The sequence below is a fragment of the Sulfitobacter rhodophyticola genome (genome assembly GCF_041281685.2).
In the GTDB taxonomy this organism is placed as follows: domain Bacteria; phylum Pseudomonadota; class Alphaproteobacteria; order Rhodobacterales; family Rhodobacteraceae; genus Sulfitobacter.
Genome location: NZ_CP166251.2, coordinates 1731139 through 1748398, shown reverse-complemented (window position 1 = coordinate 1748398; position 17260 = coordinate 1731139). Strand labels below are relative to the sequence as shown.

General features: G+C 61.1%; 19 protein-coding genes and 1 pseudogene. 8 read left to right on the top strand and 12 right to left on the bottom strand.

All coding sequences use genetic code 11. The features are described from left to right. The first annotated feature begins 42 nt into the window (after nt 1–42). Nucleotides 43–984 carry a CorA family divalent cation transporter gene (locus tag AB4X18_RS09615; protein ID WP_370399870.1) on the top strand — a complete coding sequence of 314 codons (942 nt, stop codon included), beginning with the start codon at nt 43–45 and terminating at the stop codon, nt 982–984. Between the two features lie 156 nt (nt 985–1140). Then, complete coding sequence (locus AB4X18_RS09610) at nt 1141–2046, top strand: LysR family transcriptional regulator (RefSeq protein ID WP_370399869.1); 906 nt, start codon at nt 1141–1143, stop codon at nt 2044–2046. A gap of 76 nt (nt 2047–2122) precedes the next feature. Here the strand turns inward: AB4X18_RS09610 and AB4X18_RS09605 are convergent, their stop codons facing one another. From AB4X18_RS09605 to AB4X18_RS09590, 4 genes are read right to left on the bottom strand one after another with little or no spacing between them, the layout of a single operon-like run. Then, nucleotides 2123–3061, bottom strand: a complete 939-nt coding sequence (locus AB4X18_RS09605) for an OmpA family protein (RefSeq protein ID WP_370399868.1) — start codon at nt 3059–3061, stop codon at nt 2123–2125. Further along, nucleotides 3058–3627, bottom strand: coding sequence for a peroxidase-related enzyme (locus tag AB4X18_RS09600; protein ID WP_370399867.1), 570 nt, complete (start codon nt 3625–3627; stop codon nt 3058–3060). Before AB4X18_RS09600 ends, AB4X18_RS09605 begins: the two co-directional genes overlap by 4 nt. 10 nt (nt 3628–3637) lie before the next feature. Next, nucleotides 3638–4354, bottom strand: coding sequence for a GNAT family N-acetyltransferase (locus tag AB4X18_RS09595; protein ID WP_432817341.1), 717 nt, complete (start codon nt 4352–4354; stop codon nt 3638–3640). After that, nucleotides 4351–5070 carry a competence/damage-inducible protein A gene (locus tag AB4X18_RS09590; RefSeq protein WP_432817340.1) on the bottom strand — a complete coding sequence of 240 codons (720 nt, stop codon included), beginning with the start codon at nt 5068–5070 and terminating at the stop codon, nt 4351–4353. The genes AB4X18_RS09595 and AB4X18_RS09590 overlap by 4 nt, the downstream gene beginning before the upstream one ends. A gap of 46 nt (nt 5071–5116) precedes the next feature. Between AB4X18_RS09590 and sfsA the strand changes: the two genes are divergently transcribed. After that, the gene (gene sfsA / locus AB4X18_RS09585) at nt 5117–5830 is read left to right on the top strand and encodes a DNA/RNA nuclease SfsA (protein ID WP_370399864.1); all 714 of its coding nucleotides are present in this window, start codon (nt 5117–5119) and stop codon (nt 5828–5830) included. A 28-nt stretch (nt 5831–5858) separates the two neighbouring features. Further along, nucleotides 5859–6674 carry a type I methionyl aminopeptidase gene (map, locus tag AB4X18_RS09580; RefSeq protein WP_432817339.1) on the top strand — a complete coding sequence of 272 codons (816 nt, stop codon included), beginning with the start codon at nt 5859–5861 and terminating at the stop codon, nt 6672–6674. Here map and AB4X18_RS09575 read toward each other — a convergent pair. After that, the gene (locus AB4X18_RS09575) at nt 6662–6877 is read right to left on the bottom strand and encodes a hypothetical protein (protein WP_432817338.1); all 216 of its coding nucleotides are present in this window, start codon (nt 6875–6877) and stop codon (nt 6662–6664) included. The two genes, map and AB4X18_RS09575, sit on opposite strands and share 13 nt — an antisense overlap. A 103-nt stretch (nt 6878–6980) precedes the next feature. Between AB4X18_RS09575 and AB4X18_RS09570 the strand changes: the two genes are divergently transcribed. Beyond that, the gene (locus AB4X18_RS09570) at nt 6981–8189 is read left to right on the top strand and encodes a PLP-dependent aminotransferase family protein (protein WP_432817337.1); all 1209 of its coding nucleotides are present in this window, start codon (nt 6981–6983) and stop codon (nt 8187–8189) included. Here AB4X18_RS09570 and rsmD read toward each other — a convergent pair. After that, nucleotides 8186–8737 (bottom strand): 16S rRNA (guanine(966)-N(2))-methyltransferase RsmD, encoded by a 552-nt coding sequence (gene rsmD / locus AB4X18_RS09565; RefSeq protein ID WP_370399861.1) that lies wholly within the window; start codon nt 8735–8737, stop codon nt 8186–8188. The two genes, AB4X18_RS09570 and rsmD, sit on opposite strands and share 4 nt — an antisense overlap. After that, nucleotides 8734–9942, bottom strand: a complete 1209-nt coding sequence (locus AB4X18_RS09560; protein WP_370399860.1) for an NAD(P)/FAD-dependent oxidoreductase — start codon at nt 9940–9942, stop codon at nt 8734–8736. Before AB4X18_RS09560 ends, rsmD begins: the two co-directional genes overlap by 4 nt. An 89-nt stretch (nt 9943–10031) precedes the next feature. On the opposite strand from AB4X18_RS09560, the gene AB4X18_RS09555 reads away from it, so the two are divergent. Then, nucleotides 10032–10520, top strand: a complete 489-nt coding sequence (locus AB4X18_RS09555) for a peroxiredoxin (protein WP_432817336.1) — start codon at nt 10032–10034, stop codon at nt 10518–10520. 103 nt (nt 10521–10623) lie between these two features. On the opposite strand, the gene AB4X18_RS09550 is transcribed toward AB4X18_RS09555, so the two are convergent. From AB4X18_RS09550 to AB4X18_RS09535, 4 genes are read right to left on the bottom strand one after another with little or no spacing between them, the layout of a single operon-like run. Next, nucleotides 10624–10923: a 4a-hydroxytetrahydrobiopterin dehydratase gene (locus tag AB4X18_RS09550; RefSeq protein ID WP_370399858.1), complete on the bottom strand. Its 300-nt coding sequence runs from the start codon at nt 10921–10923 to the stop codon at nt 10624–10626. Then, nucleotides 10920–12107 carry a GNAT family N-acetyltransferase gene (locus AB4X18_RS09545; protein WP_370399857.1) on the bottom strand — a complete coding sequence of 396 codons (1188 nt, stop codon included), beginning with the start codon at nt 12105–12107 and terminating at the stop codon, nt 10920–10922. The genes AB4X18_RS09550 and AB4X18_RS09545 overlap by 4 nt, the downstream gene beginning before the upstream one ends. Nucleotides 12108–12155: 48 nt before the next feature. Then, complete coding sequence (locus AB4X18_RS09540) at nt 12156–12914, bottom strand: glycerophosphodiester phosphodiesterase family protein (RefSeq protein ID WP_370399856.1); 759 nt, start codon at nt 12912–12914, stop codon at nt 12156–12158. Next, nucleotides 12914–13372, bottom strand: coding sequence for a RidA family protein (locus AB4X18_RS09535; RefSeq protein ID WP_370399855.1), 459 nt, complete (start codon nt 13370–13372; stop codon nt 12914–12916). The genes AB4X18_RS09540 and AB4X18_RS09535 overlap by 1 nt, the downstream gene beginning before the upstream one ends. 358 nt (nt 13373–13730) lie before the next feature. Between AB4X18_RS09535 and AB4X18_RS09530 the strand changes: the two genes are divergently transcribed. Beyond that, nucleotides 13731–14423 carry an MlaA family lipoprotein gene (locus AB4X18_RS09530; protein WP_370399854.1) on the top strand — a complete coding sequence of 231 codons (693 nt, stop codon included), beginning with the start codon at nt 13731–13733 and terminating at the stop codon, nt 14421–14423. Here AB4X18_RS09530 and AB4X18_RS09525 read toward each other — a convergent pair. After that, nucleotides 14420–16652, bottom strand: a pseudogene (locus tag AB4X18_RS09525) (transglycosylase domain-containing protein). The gene AB4X18_RS09530 and the pseudogene AB4X18_RS09525 sit on opposite strands and share 4 nt — an antisense overlap. Nucleotides 16653–16906: 254 nt before the next feature. On the opposite strand from AB4X18_RS09525, the gene AB4X18_RS09520 reads away from it, so the two are divergent. After that, nucleotides 16907–17245 (top strand): P-II family nitrogen regulator, encoded by a 339-nt coding sequence (locus AB4X18_RS09520; protein WP_299876691.1) that lies wholly within the window; start codon nt 16907–16909, stop codon nt 17243–17245. Nucleotides 17246–17260: the final 15 nt, after the last annotated feature.

Sequence of the window (17260 nt, the reverse complement as noted above, 5' to 3'; positions counted from 1 at the left end):
TGTGGATGCACTGTCAGGCCATGATGCCAACAGGACCGATCCATGCCCATCTGCGTCTTTGACATTGCCAAGGACGGCACGACACATGTGCCGTCCGATACCCATCTGACGGGTGCCGCCCGCTATCGGTGGTGGCATTTCGACGCGTCCGACCCGATGTTGCCGGATTGGCTGGCAACGCATTTGCCCGACATCCCCGCCGGTGCACTGATGCAGGCCGAAACCCGGCCGCGGTGTGATGCCTATGTGGACGGCATGATGCTGAACCTGCGGGGCATCAACCTCAATACCGGTCAACCTGCCGATCAGATGGTTTCGATCCGGATGTGGGTGGCCGATGCGGTGGTCATCACCGTGCGGGTGCGCCGGGTCTTCGCGGTCGAAGACCTGCGCCAGACCGCAATCGCCCAGCAGGCCCCGCCATCGCCCTCCGCCTTCATTACCGCACTGGTCACATTGTTGACCGGACGGATCGAGGGCGAAGTATCACAGATCGAGAAGCTGACGGAATTCTTCGAAGCGGACCTTGAAGACGACAGAACCCCGCCCCCTGTGCAACTGCCCGCCACGCGCCGCAGCGTGATCCGCCTGCGCCGTTATCTTGAACCGCAACGTGACGCCCTTGCGGCACTTGCGGTATTCGGCGCCCCCCTGATCCCGGAACCCGAAGGGTTGGTCCTGCGCGAACTGGCGAACCGCACGACAATCGTGGTCGAGGAACTGGATGCGCTGCGTGAAAGGCTGATCACCGTGCAGGATGATCACGACCTCGATGTCGCGCGCAAGCAGGCCCGCCACGGGTACGTCCTGTCGATTGCCGCCGGTGTGTTCTTGCCCCTGGGGTTTCTGACCGGGCTCTTTGGGGTCAATGTTGCGGGGTTGCCCGGCCTCGAAGATCCGCGTGCCTTTATTATCCTGTGTCTGTCGATGGTTGCGCTGGCCGTGGCGACGCTGGGACTGCTGCGGTGGTTCCGCTGGCTCTGAAAAGCGCTGTCATGTAAGATGGAAACAGATCGTTGCGATGTTTCCATGCCATGAACGATCCCTTCAATTACCTTGCAACTGTCTTATGCCTGCCCCCTTCTCGCCTGAATTGGCTCCGATACCTGATCCTCGAACGAAGTTGTGAAGGGACCACTGATGGACCGCCTTACGGAAATGGAAGCATTCGCCACTGTGGTGGATCAGGGGGGCTTTACCGATGCCGCCAAAAAGATGGGTATCTCCAAGTCGGCCGTGTCCAAGCACGTGTCTTCCCTTGAAGCCCGTCTGGGCGCGCGCCTGCTTAACAGGACGACGCGCAGGGTGTCTCCGACAGAGATCGGGTTGGCCTATTATGACCGTGCCCGCCGGGTACTGAATGATGCGGGCGAAGCGGATGCCTTGGTCACGTCGATGCAATCGGCGCCTTCAGGTCTGCTGCGTATCTCGGTGGCGACGGATTTCGGTGTGAACCACCTTTCCCCCGCGCTGTCGGATTTCCTGAGCGATTTCCCGGATATCACGGTCAACATGGTGCTGAACAACCGGTACGTCGAGCTGATCTCGGAAGGGTTCGACATGGCCGTGCGCATCGGGGAGCTGGAAGACAGCACCCTGCGTGCCCGCAAGCTGACTGAGACAACAAAGCGCATGATCGCCAGCCCGAAGTATTTCGAAGAATACGGGCGGCCGGAAAAGATCGACGATCTGAACGATCACAAGCTGCTGCATTATTCCAACCAATCCAGCGGCAATGTCTGGAAGCTGACCGCTCCTTCGGGTGAAAAGCGTCAGGTTCGCACCGCCGGTTGGCTTTCCGTGAATGACGGGCAATCGCTGCTGAATGCCGCCATATCCGGCCTTGGCATCGCCTATCTGCCCAGCTTTCTTTATGCCGACGCGATGGAAAAGGGTCTGGTCGAGGATGCGATCCCCGATCTCCCGCTTGAAACGCAAGGCATCTACGCTGTCTATCCACCGGGCCGGTTCACCCAGCCCAAAGTGCGCGCGTTCATCGACTTTCTGGTCCATGCCTTTGCAGACAAGGGCCCCAGCGATTGGTAACGAGTGTTTCTCCCATGGATGGGGCCATTGGTTCATGACCCCTCTTGCCCGGCATCTTTCCGATGTCGGGCATTTTTTATTCCTCGGTGCGCAGGACCACGACTTCTACGCGCCGGTTGGCATCGCGGCCCGCGGCGTCAAGATTGCTGGCAAGCGGGGCGAGGTATCCCATGCCTTCCGCTTCCATCTGTGCGGCAGGCACGCCGTAGACCTCGATCAGATGTTGCCGTACTGCCTGTGCGCGGCGTCGTGACAGGCTGATGTTGCCGTCCAGACTGCCAACGCTGTCGGTGTGACCCACAAGGGCCACCTGCAGATCGGGGCGCGACTTGAGGAAATCCGCGAGCCTGCGCAACGTATCAAACGGTCCCGGACCCAATTCCGCTGCCCCGGTTTCAAAATCAAGCGCATCGAGCACCAGGTGACCCCGCGCCAAAAGCGTATCGCCCATGTTGCCACTGGACAGAGGTGCCCCCGTCACTGTCGTCGGAGAGGCGGTGACACTTTTCGTGGGCGTATCCCCCGTGCCCTTTGACGCCGCATGAATGATCTGCACGTAGGCCACCCCGGCCGATGTACTGGCCATGACGGAAACCACGTCATTTCCGCCACGCCGCGCCGTGATGACGTGATAGGCGCGGATGTTGACGTACATATGCGGCGCTGGCAGCACCTCCGTCGCGAAGCGAAAATCAAAGCCCCCACAAGCTTCAGCCGCGCAGTCCAGCACGATGTCGTAGTCCGCTGCCTGCAACTGGTCGCGCAGCGGTGCAATGACCTCCAGCGGGGTCTGCCCCTCCGCATCCAGCCGCCAGGCGGCGCGGCGTATTGTGCCCTCGATATCACGGGTTTCGACAGCGCCGTCGGCGAACGGGCCGATTGGCGCGGCATAGCGATCCAGTGTGCTGTTCCGTTCCGCCAGCAACAGGGCAGGCGCAGGCAAGGACAGTTCAAGCGCCGCCAAAGGGGAGGCGGCCAGCATCATCCAACCAAGCGCGAGCCCCGTGCGGTTCATCGCGCCTGCGCGTGATATTCAGGGTTGGGGCGCATATCAGTGCCGCTGGCCACGCGGTTGGTCATGTTGAAAAAGCCCGTCACGCTGGCGATGTCCCAGATGTCCCGATCAGAAAAACCGTGATCGCGCAGGATCTGCCGGTCCGCTTCTTCGACGTTGGCGCTTTCACGGGTCAGTTTCAGCGCGAAATCCAGCATGGCACGCTGGCGGGCATCGATCGGTGCGACCTTGTAGTTCATCACCAGCGCCTCTCCCAAGGCCGGGTTGCCGGACAGTTGCCGCACCGCCGCGCCGTGGGCCACAAGGCAATAGTGGCATTTGTTGTGCGAGGACACCGCCACCGCGATCATCTCCCGCTCCAGCTTGCTGAGGGCGCTGTCGCCCAGCATGAGATCGTTATACATCGCCGTGAACGCGTTCAGTTTCTCGATATCGAAGGCATAGGCGCGCAGCACGTTCGGGATTATGCCCAGCTTGTCCTGACAGACGTCGAAGTATTTCTGCGTGTCCGCAGGCAACGGGTCGACTTGTGGCAGGTTCAGGGCGGTGGGCATGTCGTTGGCCATCGGGCTCTCCTTACGTTGGCGGCAGCACACGGTAATGATACTGCCCCGCTTCGGCAAAGCCCAGCGCGCGGTAGAGCGCATTGGCAGGCGCGTTTTCAGCGACGCACAGCACCGACATGATGCGCGCGCCCTGTTCGCGCCCCCAGAAGGCCGCGCGCCGCATCATCCATTCCGCAACGCCCTGACGCCGCTGGAAAGGCAACACAACAAGGCCATGTACCATGCAAACATCACCATCAAGCGCGACAAAGGCCGCGCCTGCGGGCTTTTCGTTCCAGCGCGCGAAAATGGCCGTTTTGACCGCCGTTCGCGCCATCACCGCCAGACGGCTGGGCCCGATGCCGTCGGTTGCCCAGATTTCTTTCATGATGGCCAGCGGTTCCCATATGGTGAACGCTGTCACCGGGGGGATCGGACGGTCTGTCAGCGCCTCGATCGGTATCTGGTACATCACGGTTTTATCCCGCTGGACGTACCCCCGCGCAGCCAGCATCGCGTCAAGGGCGTCATCCCCCGGATGCAGTTTGAACAGAGCGGTCTGGCCCTTGTCCAGCATCGCCTTTTCAGCCGCTGCGACCTGTGCCTCATTCACAGTCCCCAGCGCGGTTGCGGCAGACACGCGTTGCCCCCCGCCCTGACCGTCCCGGAGCCGAAAGCCATCTGCATCCCACATCGCCGCGGCGGGCCAAGTCGCGTCCGTCGCTTGCATGATCCGGGCGGCGTTCACGCGAGCGCGGCCCGCAGGTCAGCCATTGCAGCTTCGATCATGGACGTGTCATGCCCCCGCACCACCAGATGGGCCCCAAAGATGCCGTCCTTCTGAAAGGGATAGGACCCCAATGACAACAGGGGGTAACGCTGTGCCACGAGGCCCAGGGGACCCGCGAGATCGCCCTCGCCCCGTTCCACCCGCAGGGTCTGACTGATCAACGGATCCCCTCCGGTCAGGGTCGGCAGGACCGAGGCGACCATGGCCTCGAAAACGGCGGGCACACCCGCCATGACGTGCACATTCTCCAGCGTGAAGCCGGGGGCGGCGGAGACCGGATTGTCGATCAGGGTCGCCCCGTCGGGAATACGCGCCATGCGCAATCGCGCCGCGTTCAGTTCGGTTCCCGCCCGGTCGTAATGCGCTTGCAGCATGGCGCGGGCATCTTCGCGCACATCAATGTCACGGTCAAAGGCGGCAGCGATGCAATCGGCCGTGATATCGTCGTGGGTCGGGCCGATCCCGCCGCTGGTGAAGACATTGTCATAAACCTTGGACAGCGCCTGAACGGCCGCGATGATCGTCCCCCGCTCATCCCCGACGACGCGCGCTTCTTTCAGGTCGATCCCTGCCGCCGTCAGGGCCTTGGCCAGATGGTTCATGTTGGAATCCCGCGTGCGCCCGGACAGGATTTCATCCCCGATCACAAGCATGGCGGCGGTGGGATTTGGCATGGTGTTCTCCTTGAGCGTGCGCAAGCTTGGGTATAGGCCGGGACCCATGCGCTTTCAAACCGAACTTGTGCCCGCCCGGCTGATCCGCCGCTACAAACGCTTCCTTGCGGATTGCACGCTGGAAGACGGGCGCGAGGTGGTGGCCCATTGCGCCAATCCAGGCTCCATGATGGGGCTGGCGGCGGAGGGCACGAAAATCTGGCTGGAGCCCAATGACGATCCGAAGAAAAAGCTGAAATACGGCTGGCGGCTGGTCGATCACGAGAACGGTCATTTCACCGGCGTCGATACCGCCTTGCCCAACCGCGCCGTGCGCGCCGCGCTGGAGGCGGGGCAGATCGCACTGCTGCGCGATTACGGCGCTGTCCGGGCCGAAGTCAGATACGCGGAAAACTCCCGCATTGATTTCCTGCTGAGCGGCGACGGTCTGCCCGATGCTTACGTTGAGGTCAAAAGCGTCACGCTTTCCCGCCAACATGGTCTGGCGGAATTTCCCGACAGCGTGACGGCACGCGGCGCCAAACACCTGGCTGCTTTGGCGGAAATGGCGCAGGCAGGGCATCGCGCCGTGCTGCTTTACCTTGTGCAGCGCACCGATTGCACGCATGTGGACATGGCAAGCGACATCGATCCTGCCTATGCCGCCGCGCATCAGGCGGCGACGCGCGCGGGGGTGGAAACCCTTTGCCTTGGTACCAATATAACCCCCCACGGCGTGGACATAGCGGCCCCCCTAGCCCTTGGCCGCCCCGCAGGATAAAGAAGGGCAACGAAAAATGGAGAACCCGGTGAACGATCTGCATCCCGCCCGCACGACAAAGGATGGCATCCGTATCTACGACCCTGCGGATTTTGCAGGCATGCATGCCGCTGGCCAGCTGGCAGCGCGCATCCTTGATGAAGTCGCCTCCCATGTGGTGCCCGGCGTCACGACCGGTGCGCTTGATCAGATGATCGAGGACAAGGTCAACGCGGCGGGCGCAAAATCCGCGACCATCGGGTACAAGGGTTACAAACACGCCTCCTGCATTTCAGTAAACCATGTGGTGTGTCACGGCATCCCCAGTGACAAGAAGCTGAAGGACGGTGATATCCTGAACATCGACGTCACGGTGATTGTGGACGGCTGGTTCGGCGATACATCACGGATGTATGTGGCCGGTAAGCTGGCGCGGAAGGCGGAACGCCTGATCAACGTGACCCACGACAGCCTGATGCGCGGCATTGCAGCAGTGAAACCGGGCAACACGTTTGGTGACATCGGTCATGCGATCCAGACCTTCGTGGAAAGCCACCGTATGTCCGTGGTCACCGATTTCTGCGGGCATGGGTTGGGTCGCGTCTTTCACGCACCGCCCAATGTGCTGCACTATGGCAAGCCCGGTGTGGGTGCCGTGCTGGAACCGGGAATGTTCTTTACGATCGAACCGATGGTGAACCTGGGCCGGGCGGAAACAAAGACCCTTGCAGACGACTGGACCGCTGTGACCCGTGACAAAAGCCTGTCCGCCCAGTTCGAACATTCGGTTGGCGTGACCGAGGACGGGGTCGAGATTTTCACCCTGTCCCCCGGCGATCTGTTTCACCCGACCTACGAGCGCTGATCGTCGTCATCCCCCTGCATCATCCGTTTCATCAGCAAGGATAGCAGCGTCTCTCCGCCCAGGGGCGTGACGCAATCGCTGATCAGCACCGGAACACCCAGTGGCTGCGGCTTTGGCAGGCGGCCGATCCTTTGACGGGGTGCACGGGAAATACGCGGAATGTCACTGTAGGCAGCATCGGTCATGGTCCGGATGATAGGCATGCAGGGTCGGCTCATAAAGGGAATTCGCCATTGCTGAATAGGTAAGAACTATTGTCATAAAGCGCGAATCGTGCTTCCACTGGTACGTCAGGGAGGTTGACCTATGGAGTGGCACGAAATCTTCGCGACCCGCATGGACCGTATGAAGGCAAGCGAAATCCGCGAGTTGCTCAAGTTGCTGGAGCAGCCGGATATCATATCCTTTGCGGGGGGGATCCCTGATCCGGCGCTTTTTCCTGCACAGGCTTTCCGGGATGCAATGACCCGCGCCCTTTCGCCTGAACATCAGGCCACAGCGCTGCAGTATTCCGTTTCAGAGGGGTATGCGCCCCTGCGCGACTGGATCGCAGGGCAGATGGCAGCAATTGGTGTGCCTTGCGACCGCGACAACATCCTGATCACCTCCGGCTCCCAACAGGCGCTGGATTATCTGGGCAAGCTGATGCTGTCGCCTGGTGACACGGCGCTGGTAGGCTGGCCGACCTATCTGGGTGCCTTGGGTGCCTTCAATGCCTATGAACCAAACTTCGACCGCCTTGATCCCGGCAGCAACCGCACGGCGCAGGATTATGCCAATACCGCTGCTGCACATGGCGGCCGCGTGAAATTCGCCTATGCCTCCGTTGATTTTGCCAATCCTACGGGCCGGACGCTGGATCTGGGCGCACGCAACAGCATCCTTGATCTGGCTGAAACCCTCGACATCGCAGTGATCGAGGACGCCGCCTATCAGGCGCTGCGCTATGACAGTGCGCCGATCCCACCGATGCTGGCGCTGGAGACCGCGCGGAAAGGGAGTATCGAGAGTTGTCGAACGCTGTATTGCGGCAGCTTTTCCAAGACGCTGGCACCGGGTCTGCGACTGGGCTGGGTTTGTGGGGCGCGGGACGTCATCGGCCGGTTGGTCCTGATGAAGCAGGCCTCTGATCTGCATACTGCGACGCTTAATCAGATGGCCGTGGCGGAGGTTGCCGCGTCAGGCTTCGACGCCCACACCGCCAAACTGCGAAGAACCTACGCTGCCCGCCGGGACGCCATGCTGGCGGCATTGGAGACCCACATGCCTGAAGGGGTAACATGGACAAGGCCCGAAGGCGGTATGTTCATCTGGCTGACCCTGCCGCGTGAGATGGACGGGGCGACCCTGCTGGACCGGGCGGTGCGGGATCACAAGGTGGCCTTTGTCCCCGGTCAGGCGTTCTTTGCCGATCGGTCGGGTGCGAATTCGCTGCGGCTCAGCTTTTCGCTGGCGGATGATGCGCAGATTGCGGAAGGCATCGAACGACTTGGCGCGGCAATCAGGGCGGTCTAGGCGCGTTCCAACAGCGTCACATGGGTGTCGCCGTATTTGCGGGTATCGACGCAGGCAAATCCTTCGGGTGCGGTTTGCGGCGCGCTTTCTTCCCAGACGATCAACGCGCCTTCGGCGATCCAACCGCCAGCCACTATCGCAGCCAGCGCCTTCTGTCCCATCTCCTTGCCGTAGGGGGGATCAAGGAAGACCAGATCAAAGTGTGCCATCGGCCATGCACCCAGACGGGTTGCATCATTGCGCATGATCCGTGTCCGGGCTTCCATGCGCAGCTTGGCGATGTTTTCTGCAAGCAGGCGCTGCCCGACGCGTCCGTTTTCGACAAAGACGGCCTCCGATGCGCCGCGCGACAGTGCCTCAAGCCCCAACGCGCCAGTGCCTGCAAACAGGTCCAGAACCCGCGCACCGTCGATAGCGTCCCGGTGCGTCAGCACTGAAAACAGGCTTTCGCGCACACGGTCAGATGTCGGGCGCAGATGCGCGCCTGCATCGCCTTTGCCAACCGCCGCCAGTGCAGTGCCTCGATGGGTGCCCGCGATAATCCTCACTCGCGCAGCAGCGCTTTGAGGTCGGTCTCCGGGTCGGCAATCACCGCCGGATCGGGTGATTTTCCCGCCTCGATCAGCCGTTTGCCCACCATGTACCCGCGTGGATCGTTCATAGCATCGACCGCCAGCAGGGTGTCACCCCGGTAGTACCAGAACCCGACCGAATCCGCGTCCACCTTGCGCGTCACCACCCGGTCATAGCCGGTGTTCAGCCCGGCGATCTGCAGCTTCACGTCATACTGGTCGGACCAGAACCATGGCTTGGCAACGTATTCCTGCCCGGCGCCCATGATGTTGTCCGCCACGCATTCCGCCTGATCAATCGCGTGGGGCACTGATTCCAGACGAATGCGCCCGCCGCGATAGGGAAAAGAAGTACAATCCCCCGCAGCCCAGACGTGGGCTGCGGATGTGCGCCCCTGTTCATCAACCTTGATCCCGTTTTCGATCGTGATCCCGGCCGCTTCGGCCACATCCGTGCCGGGATGAATGCCCACACCGACGATGACAAAATCAACGTCAATTTCCGATCCGTCGCTCAGTCGCGCGCCTGTCACGGACCCTTCGCCCAGCAGGGTCTTCAGCCCTACGCCTTCTCGGATATCAACGCCGTGCGCCCGGTGCAGCGCGCGAAAGAAATCGCTGGTTTCGGGCGCGGCGACCCGCTGCAAAATCCGCTCCGACATCTCAACCACGGTCACGTTCAGGCCCAGCTTCGCAGCCACGGCCGCGGCCTCAAGCCCGATATAGCCGCCCCCGACGATCAGCACCCGCGCGCCACTGGCGAAACGCGGCGAAATAGCGTCCACATTCGCCAGATCACGGACGACATGCACGCCTTCCAACGCGCCGCCGATTGCATCAGGCAGACGATTTGGAACAGACCCTGTGGTCAGGACGAGTTCGTCATAACGCAACACGTCATCGCCCAGATCAACCGTCTGCGCGCCAATGTCGATGGACTGTACCCGTTCGCCCAGCCGCAGATCGATGTCCTGCTCGGAATAGAAACTCTCCGGGCGCAGATAGAGGCGTTCCAGAGCCATTTCGCCCATCAGGTACGCCTTGCTGAGCGGTGGGCGCTGGTAGGGGGGCCAGCTTTCCGCACCGATCAGCGTCACGCGTCCGTCAAACCCCTTGTTGCGCAGCCGCGCGACACAGGACGACCCCGCCTGCCCTGCGCCTATCACAACCACATGCCCCATGCTCCCGCCCCTCTAATCGCTGGTCTTGCCCTGCACGCGACCCTATATGGTGCACAGCGGCAAACGCAATCAGATGAAAGGCGCATCAAATGACAATTTCACAAGGCGATACCCTGCCTGACGCAACACTGGTCCAGATGGGTGACGAGGGGCCGGCGCCCGTGCAGATGGCAGACAAGCTTAAAGGTCGCAAAGTGGTGATCTTTGCCGTGCCGGGAGCGTTCACACCCACATGCCACTCCGCCCATGTGCCCAGCTTTGTGCGCACCAAGGACGACTTCATGAACAAGGGTGTGGATGAGATCATCTGCGTGTCGTGCAACGATCCCTTCGTGATGAAGGCATGGGGTGAGGCGACAGGCGCGGAGGCTGCGGGCATCACGATGCTGGCGGATGCGGCATCCGAGTTCACCAAGGCCATCGGCATGGATTTCGACGCGCCGCCTGCGGGTCTGGTCGCGCGGTCCAAACGCTATGCGATGATCGTTGATGACGGCAAGGTGTCTGTCCTGCAGGCCGAGGAGAACCCCGGCGTCTGCGAAACATCCGGCGGTGAGGCGCTGCTGGAAAACCTCTGAAAATCAAGGGCTGAGCTTTGTGAAACGAAGCTCAGCCTGCACAAAGGGCATCGGAAATTTTCAGAATTTCCGACCGCTTTCTTTCAAGGAAAGCGACGCCCCATCACCCCGAAAACAACCCGTCCATCTTCCGCGCCAGCTTTGCATCCAGCGCGCTCAACCCGTCCACATCATGCGTGGTCAGCGTCACGTTCACGGTCTTGTAGACGTTGTCCCATTCGGGATGGTGGTTCCACTTTTCCGCCCAGATCGCCGCGCGGGTCATCCAGCCAAAGGCCTCCACAAAATCGGAAAACACGAAGGTCTTGTGGATTGCATCACGCCCTTCGACCATTGCCCAACCGGTATTGAACAGAGGTTGCAGAACGGTCTTGCGGGTCTCGTCACTCAGTTTCTCGTTCATTCCTGTTCCTCCACTTGGATGCGTTTGAACGGTCCGTAGTCTGTCAAAATCTCGATTTCTTCGTCGACGGCATCGCGTTCTGCCTGCAAATAATCCTCTACCGCATTCGCAAAACCCGCGTCGCGCATGTAATGCAGCGACCAGGTCGGTGTCGGCATATACCCGCGCGCCAGCTTGTGTTCGCCCTGCGCGCCAGCCTCGACCGTGGACAAGCCGCGCGCGATGGCCAGATCAATCGCCTGATAATAGCACAGTTCAAAATGCAGGCAGGCATGGTGTTCGATACAGCCCCAATAGCGCCCATAAAGCGCGTCGACCCCGATGAAGTTCAGCGCCCCGGCGACCCAACGGCCATTCCGTTCGGCCAGCACCAGCGCCATGTCATCGCGCAGCGTCTCCTGTGCGATGTCAAAGAAGCGGCGCGTCAGATAGGGCGTGCCCCATTTGCGCGCGCCTGTGTCCTGGTAGAACGTCCAGAAGGCATCCCAGTGTTCGGGCTGCAGGTCATCGCCCGTAAAGGTCTGGATCGTACCGCCAAAGGCTTGTGCCTGCGCGCGTTCTTTTCGCAGGTTCTTGCGCTTGCGTGAATTGAGACTGGAAAGGAATTCATCGAAGTCGGCGTATCCGTCATTGCGCCAGTGAAACTGCTGGCCCTTGCGCACAAGCAGGCCCACTTGCCGCCCGCGTTCCGCTTCGTCGGGTGTGCAGAACGTGACATGCAAGGATGACAGGGCGTTGTTCTGGGTCAGCTGCACCGCGCCTTGAACAAGCGCCGAAAATCCGGCGTCTTCGAACCCCGGACGGATCAGAAACCGGCGTCCCGTGGCCGGGGTATGGGGCACCGCGATCTGCAACTTGGGATAATACCGCCCGCCTGCCCGTTCAAAGGCATGGGCCCAGTTGTGGTCGAAGACATATTCGCCCTGGCTGTGCGACTTGGCGTACATGGGCGCCACCGCGATCACCTGTCCAGCCAATGTTGCCGTCAGGTATTGCGCTTGCCAGCCCGTGCCGGGGCCGATGCTGCCACTTTCCTCAAGTGCCGACATGAAACGATAGGTCGTAAAGGGGTCGATCGCGGGCGCGCCCGTTTGGGTTTCCGGGCAGGCACATGCGTCCCAAGCCGATTGGCCAATCTCCGCCAGCCGCGATACCACCCTGATTTCAACGGAATGTTCTGTCATGTCATGCTCGCCTGCCATGGCCGTAATGTGTGGCGCAGCCTGTGCGGTTCAAGTCGGCAAAGCGGCCAGATAGCCTTCGAAGGTAATATTGTCCGCAATCCTGCGCGCCTGCGCTTCCTGTGTTGCAGATCGCACCGTCCAGCAGCAGACAAGCGCGCCTTGTGCCTTCAATTCCGCAACGCGCGGTCGGTCCAGATCATCGACCTCATGGCTGATGAACGTGGCACCAACACGGGCGTAGTCCGGGATTTCCCGCAGGGTATCACAAACGGCCTGCGATAGCGGCCATTCTTCCTTGCGGTAAGCGCTTGTCACCAGCCCGCGCGGCACGTTCGGGCAAAGATCCCCCATCACGGCCACCGTATGCGGATTAAACGACATGATTGCCAGCGGGCCCGCGTACCCTTCGATATCCCGCGCAACAGCCTGTTCCAATAGCCCGATGTTCGGGCCCATGCCGCCATCCTGATCCTTGATTTCTACCAGCAGCGGTACCTGACCTGCGACAATTGCCAGCACTTCAGGCAGTCCGGGAATGCCTTCTGCACCGCCCGTCAACGCCGTGCCTTCCAGCGTGGCGCGGTCGCATAGCCGCACCGCGCCCGTTGCCCCGGTCAGGCGGTCCAGGGCGTAGTCGTGGAACACCATCGCCGCGCCATCCGCGCTCAATTGCAGGTCAATCTCGATCCCATAACCGGCTGCAATCGCCGCCCTGATCGCAGCGCGGCTGTTTTCGGGACGGCCGTCCGACACGTCATGCAGGGCGCGATGGGCAAAGGGCAGGCGGGCAAAGACTTCCGGCAACATCACTTGATCTCAAAAATGCCTTCGATCTCTACCGCGACACCCAGGGGCAGCGATGCCGCCGACACGGCAGAGCGCGCATGTCGGCCCTTGTCGCCCAGTGCTTCGACCAGAAAGTCCGACGCGCCGTTGATGACCTTGGGCTGGTCGGTGAAATCGGCGGTGGAGTTCACGAACCCCACAAGCTTCACCACCCGCACCAACCTGTCGATGTCACCATCGCAGGCGGCTTTCAACTGTGCCAACAGGCTGATCGCGCAGGTCTTGGCGGCGGCTGCACCTGCTTCCACTTCCATATCGGCACCCAGTTTGCCGATGATCAATCCATCCGGCCCCATTGAAATCTGGCCAGAGACATAGACCGTGTTCCCTGTCTTTACGAAGGGTACATAGTTGGCCGCAGGGGCTGGGGCGTCGGGCAAGGTCACGCCCAGTTCAGACAAACGTTCCGTGATGCTCATGATGGAATTCCTTTGCGCGGGATTGTGGTTTCAGCGCGACGCTAAACGGGTTAAGGCAGGGCGAAAACCCCAGAACGGATTTCGCAGGAGGTGCAGGCGAAAGAATCGGCGGACGGCGCTTTGCACTGGTCCGCGGATGCGCCACGGATTTGCCGTCCAGCACGAACCGGCAAGGCCGCAGTAGGCCCGTCATTCGCGTTCTGATCCCTTTTGTGATCACGCAGCCGTGCACTGCGCAATTTCCGCTATGCGTGATGCGCGATTCACCGTACTGGATTGATTATTGGAATGCTTGACCTTGGCCTGTCACGGGCCATTTTCCAGTGTACTTCACGTTCAGTGTGGGAAGGAATTGCCGTTGTCTGCCACTTTGTCTGCCCCTATCCGTCTACGCCTTTTGGCCGCTGCTGCCGGATTTGGATTGCTGGGCGCGTGCGCCAGCACGACCGCGCCCCTTTCAGGATCGCAGGCCACGAATGATCCCTATGAGGTGCAGAACCGCAAGACCTTTGCGGTCAATCAAAAGCTGACCTCGCAGGGGTCTGGCGGCGGTGTGGCGTCGGTCATTCCTGAGCCGTTTCAGGACCTGATCCACAACGTGTCTGAGAACCTGTCGATGCCACAGGTTGCGGTCAACAGCTTGCTTCAGGGGGATCTGCGCGGCACGGGATTGGCGTTGCACCGTTTTTCCGTCAATTCCGTGCTGGGCATGGGCGGCCTTGTGGACGCAGCCAGTGAATTCGGCGTGCCGGAGCATGATACCGATTTTGGCGAAACCCTGCATGTGTGGGGCGTGGGCGAAGGGGCATTCGTGATGCTGCCCATTCTGGGCGCATCGACCCAACGGGACGTCGCGGGGCGTGTTGTGGACCTTTTCACCGATCCGCTGTCCTACCGCTTGCCAGAGCCTGAACGGTATGTCGGGACCGGGATCGGCCTTGCCGACGGTGTGATACAAGGCAGCCGTCGCGCCAAGCCTGCAACCTATGAGGCCGCACGCGCGGAATACCTTGAACGCCGCCGTGCCGACGTCAGCAGCCGCCGCCGCTAACGGTCGCCGCCCGTGGTCTGCGGGCGGTTGCCGCTGCTGTCGCCGCCCCCGAAGATATCGTTCAGAACCTGATCAATGATGTTCCCGGGCCGGTTGCCACCGCCGTTGGCGTCACCCAACGGAATTGGCAGTCCCTGATCAGAGGTGTCCCCCAGCCCACTTGGCGGTGCCGGCAAGGCCATCGGCAACTCCCGAAGCGGCAATCCCTCGTGGACGCGGCTCATCGTTTCGCGCCAGATGTCTGTTGGCAGGCCGCCGCCGGTCACCCCACGCAATGGGGTGTTGTCGTCGTATCCCATCCAGACACCCGCCACATAATCTGCCGAAAACCCGATAAACCACGCATCCTTCGCGGCAGAGGTCGTGCCGGTCTTGCCCGCAAGCTGCCGCCCGCCAAACTGTCCCCGTGCACCGGTTCCTTCGGAGATTACCTTCTCCATCATGTACACAAGCTGCTGTGCCGCGCTTTCCTGAATGACCCGCTCCCCGATGCCGCCCCCGGTGCCCATCAGCGGTTGATCATCGCCCAGCAAACGCAGGTCGATCAGCCCATAAGGCGTCACCGATGACCCGCCGTTCAGGATACCCGCATAGGCGCCTGTCATTTCGATCAAGGTGCTTTCGGACGCGCCAAGCGCCAGCGCGGGGCCTGCGGCCAGATCGTTCTTGATCCCGAATTGGGTTGCCACTTGGTGCACGGCGGCGCGGCCGACGCTTTCTGATATCTTGACCGCCGGGATATTCAGCGAGTTGGCCAGAGCACTGGTCAGGGTCACCATCCCCTTGAAGCTGTTGGTGTAGTTCTTGGGGCACCATTCCCCGGAGCCGGGAATATTCAGGCAATAGGGGGCGTCTTCGATCAAATCGTTCGGCGAATAGCCCAGTTCAAGTGCAGCGGCAAAGACGAAGGGCTTGAACGCTGACCCGGTCTGGCGGAGCGCTTGGGTGGCACGGTTGAACGCGCCGGCAACCTTGGTCTTTCGCCCCCCCCACCATGGCGCGGACCGCACCGTCGGCGGACATGACGATCACGGCTGCTTGTGCTTCGGAACCTTCACGCACCTTGTTTTCGAATACCCATTTCAGCCCGTCTTCGGCAGCTTTCTGGATCCGCTGGTCAAGCGTCGTCTTGATGATCACGTCTTCGGTGGTGTTCCGGGTAAAGAATTCGGGTCCGGTCGACATGACCCAATCGGCAAAATAGCCGCCCGCCCGTGCCTCTGCCGCCTCTGACAGTTCCGCGGGGTTGTTCTGCGCCGCCTGCGCCTCTTGCTCCGTAAGGTATCCCTGATCACGCATCAGGCGCACCACGGTCGCCGCGCGGTTTTGTGACCGGTTCAGGTTCGAGGTGGGTGACAGGCTGCTTGGTGCGGTCAGCAGTCCCGCCAGCATCGCGCCTTCGGCCGCATTCACCGCAGCGGCGGGTTTGCCGAAGAACCGTTGCGCCGCCGCTTCCGCGCCATAGGCACCGCCGCCCATGTAGGCCCGGTTGAGGTAGATCGACAGGATGTCATCCTTGGAGTACTTCAGCTCCATCGCCATGGCGTAAAGCGCTTCCTTGGCTTTGCGTTGCACGTTTCCTGCGCGGCACCCGGCCTCATATTCGCGCTCCGTCATGCCAGAGGACGCATCATAGGGTTCGCCAAGGCAAATGAGCTTGGCCACCTGCTGTGTGATGGTGGAGCCCCCATGCCCCGATAGCGGCCCGCGCCCTTCGCGCAGGTTGATGCGCACGGCAGAGGCGATACCGCGCGGACTTACGCCGAAATGCCTGTAAAACCGCTTGTCCTCCGTGGCGATAACGGCGTGGCGCAGGTGCTTGGACACACTTTGCGCGGTCACCACACCGCCGAACTGATCCCCCCGCCAGGCGAAAACCTCGCCGTTGCGATCCAGCAGGGTGACAGACCCCCGCGCACGGCCATCCAGCAGCGCCTCAAGCGGTGGCAGCGTGGTGTAGAAATAGCCGACCGCAAGGCCCAGAAGCAGAACGCCCAAGGCTGTCACGCGCCAGGTGATCTTCCAGATCAACCGCAGGAACCATCCGATAATACCGGAGAAAAACCCGATGATGCCGCCGCGCCGAGGCCGGGCCGCTTTACGCGCCCTGCGTTTCGCCGGTGCCGCCTTGCGTGCCGTCGGTTTTGCCTTCTTCTTGACTGCGGCTTTGCTTTTGGACGTGTAACGCTTGTCCGCCACCAGTGGCTTTCGCCTGGATGAATCACTCATGAATGCTGCCTGCCCGGCTTTGGTTTTTCATGGATCATACGCGCCTTGGTCAGGATTGTTTAGCGTTTGAATATGCAAAGCCCGTTAAATTGGTGATGATTTTTTAGGCATATTTTCTCCGCAGCACAAATTTTGTGCATTTACACCGTCCGATACTCTCTGATTTCTCCCTCCAATCTTCCACATGCCCCGCTTTTGTCGGTTTTCTGCACCTGCATTCAGGGCTGCCCTGACAACCGGAAGAGGGAAAATCGGTGAAACTCATCATTGCAACAATCAAACCATTCAAGCTTGAGGAAGTGCGTGAGGCACTGACCGAAGCGGGTGTCCGCGGCTTGATGGTAACAGAGATCAAGGGCTTCGGCGCACAGTCGGGTCACACGGAAATCTACCGGGGCGCGGAATACGTCGTGAACTTCGTGCCCAAGGTAAAGCTGGAGCTTGTCGTGGCCGATGCCGTTGCCGACCAGATGGTCGAGACGATCTCGCGCACGGCACAAACCGGCAAGATCGGCGACGGCAAGATCTTTGTCCTCGACGTCGAACAAGCGGTGCGGGTGCGCACCGGTGAAACCGGCGAAGACGCCATCTAACCCAAGGATATAATG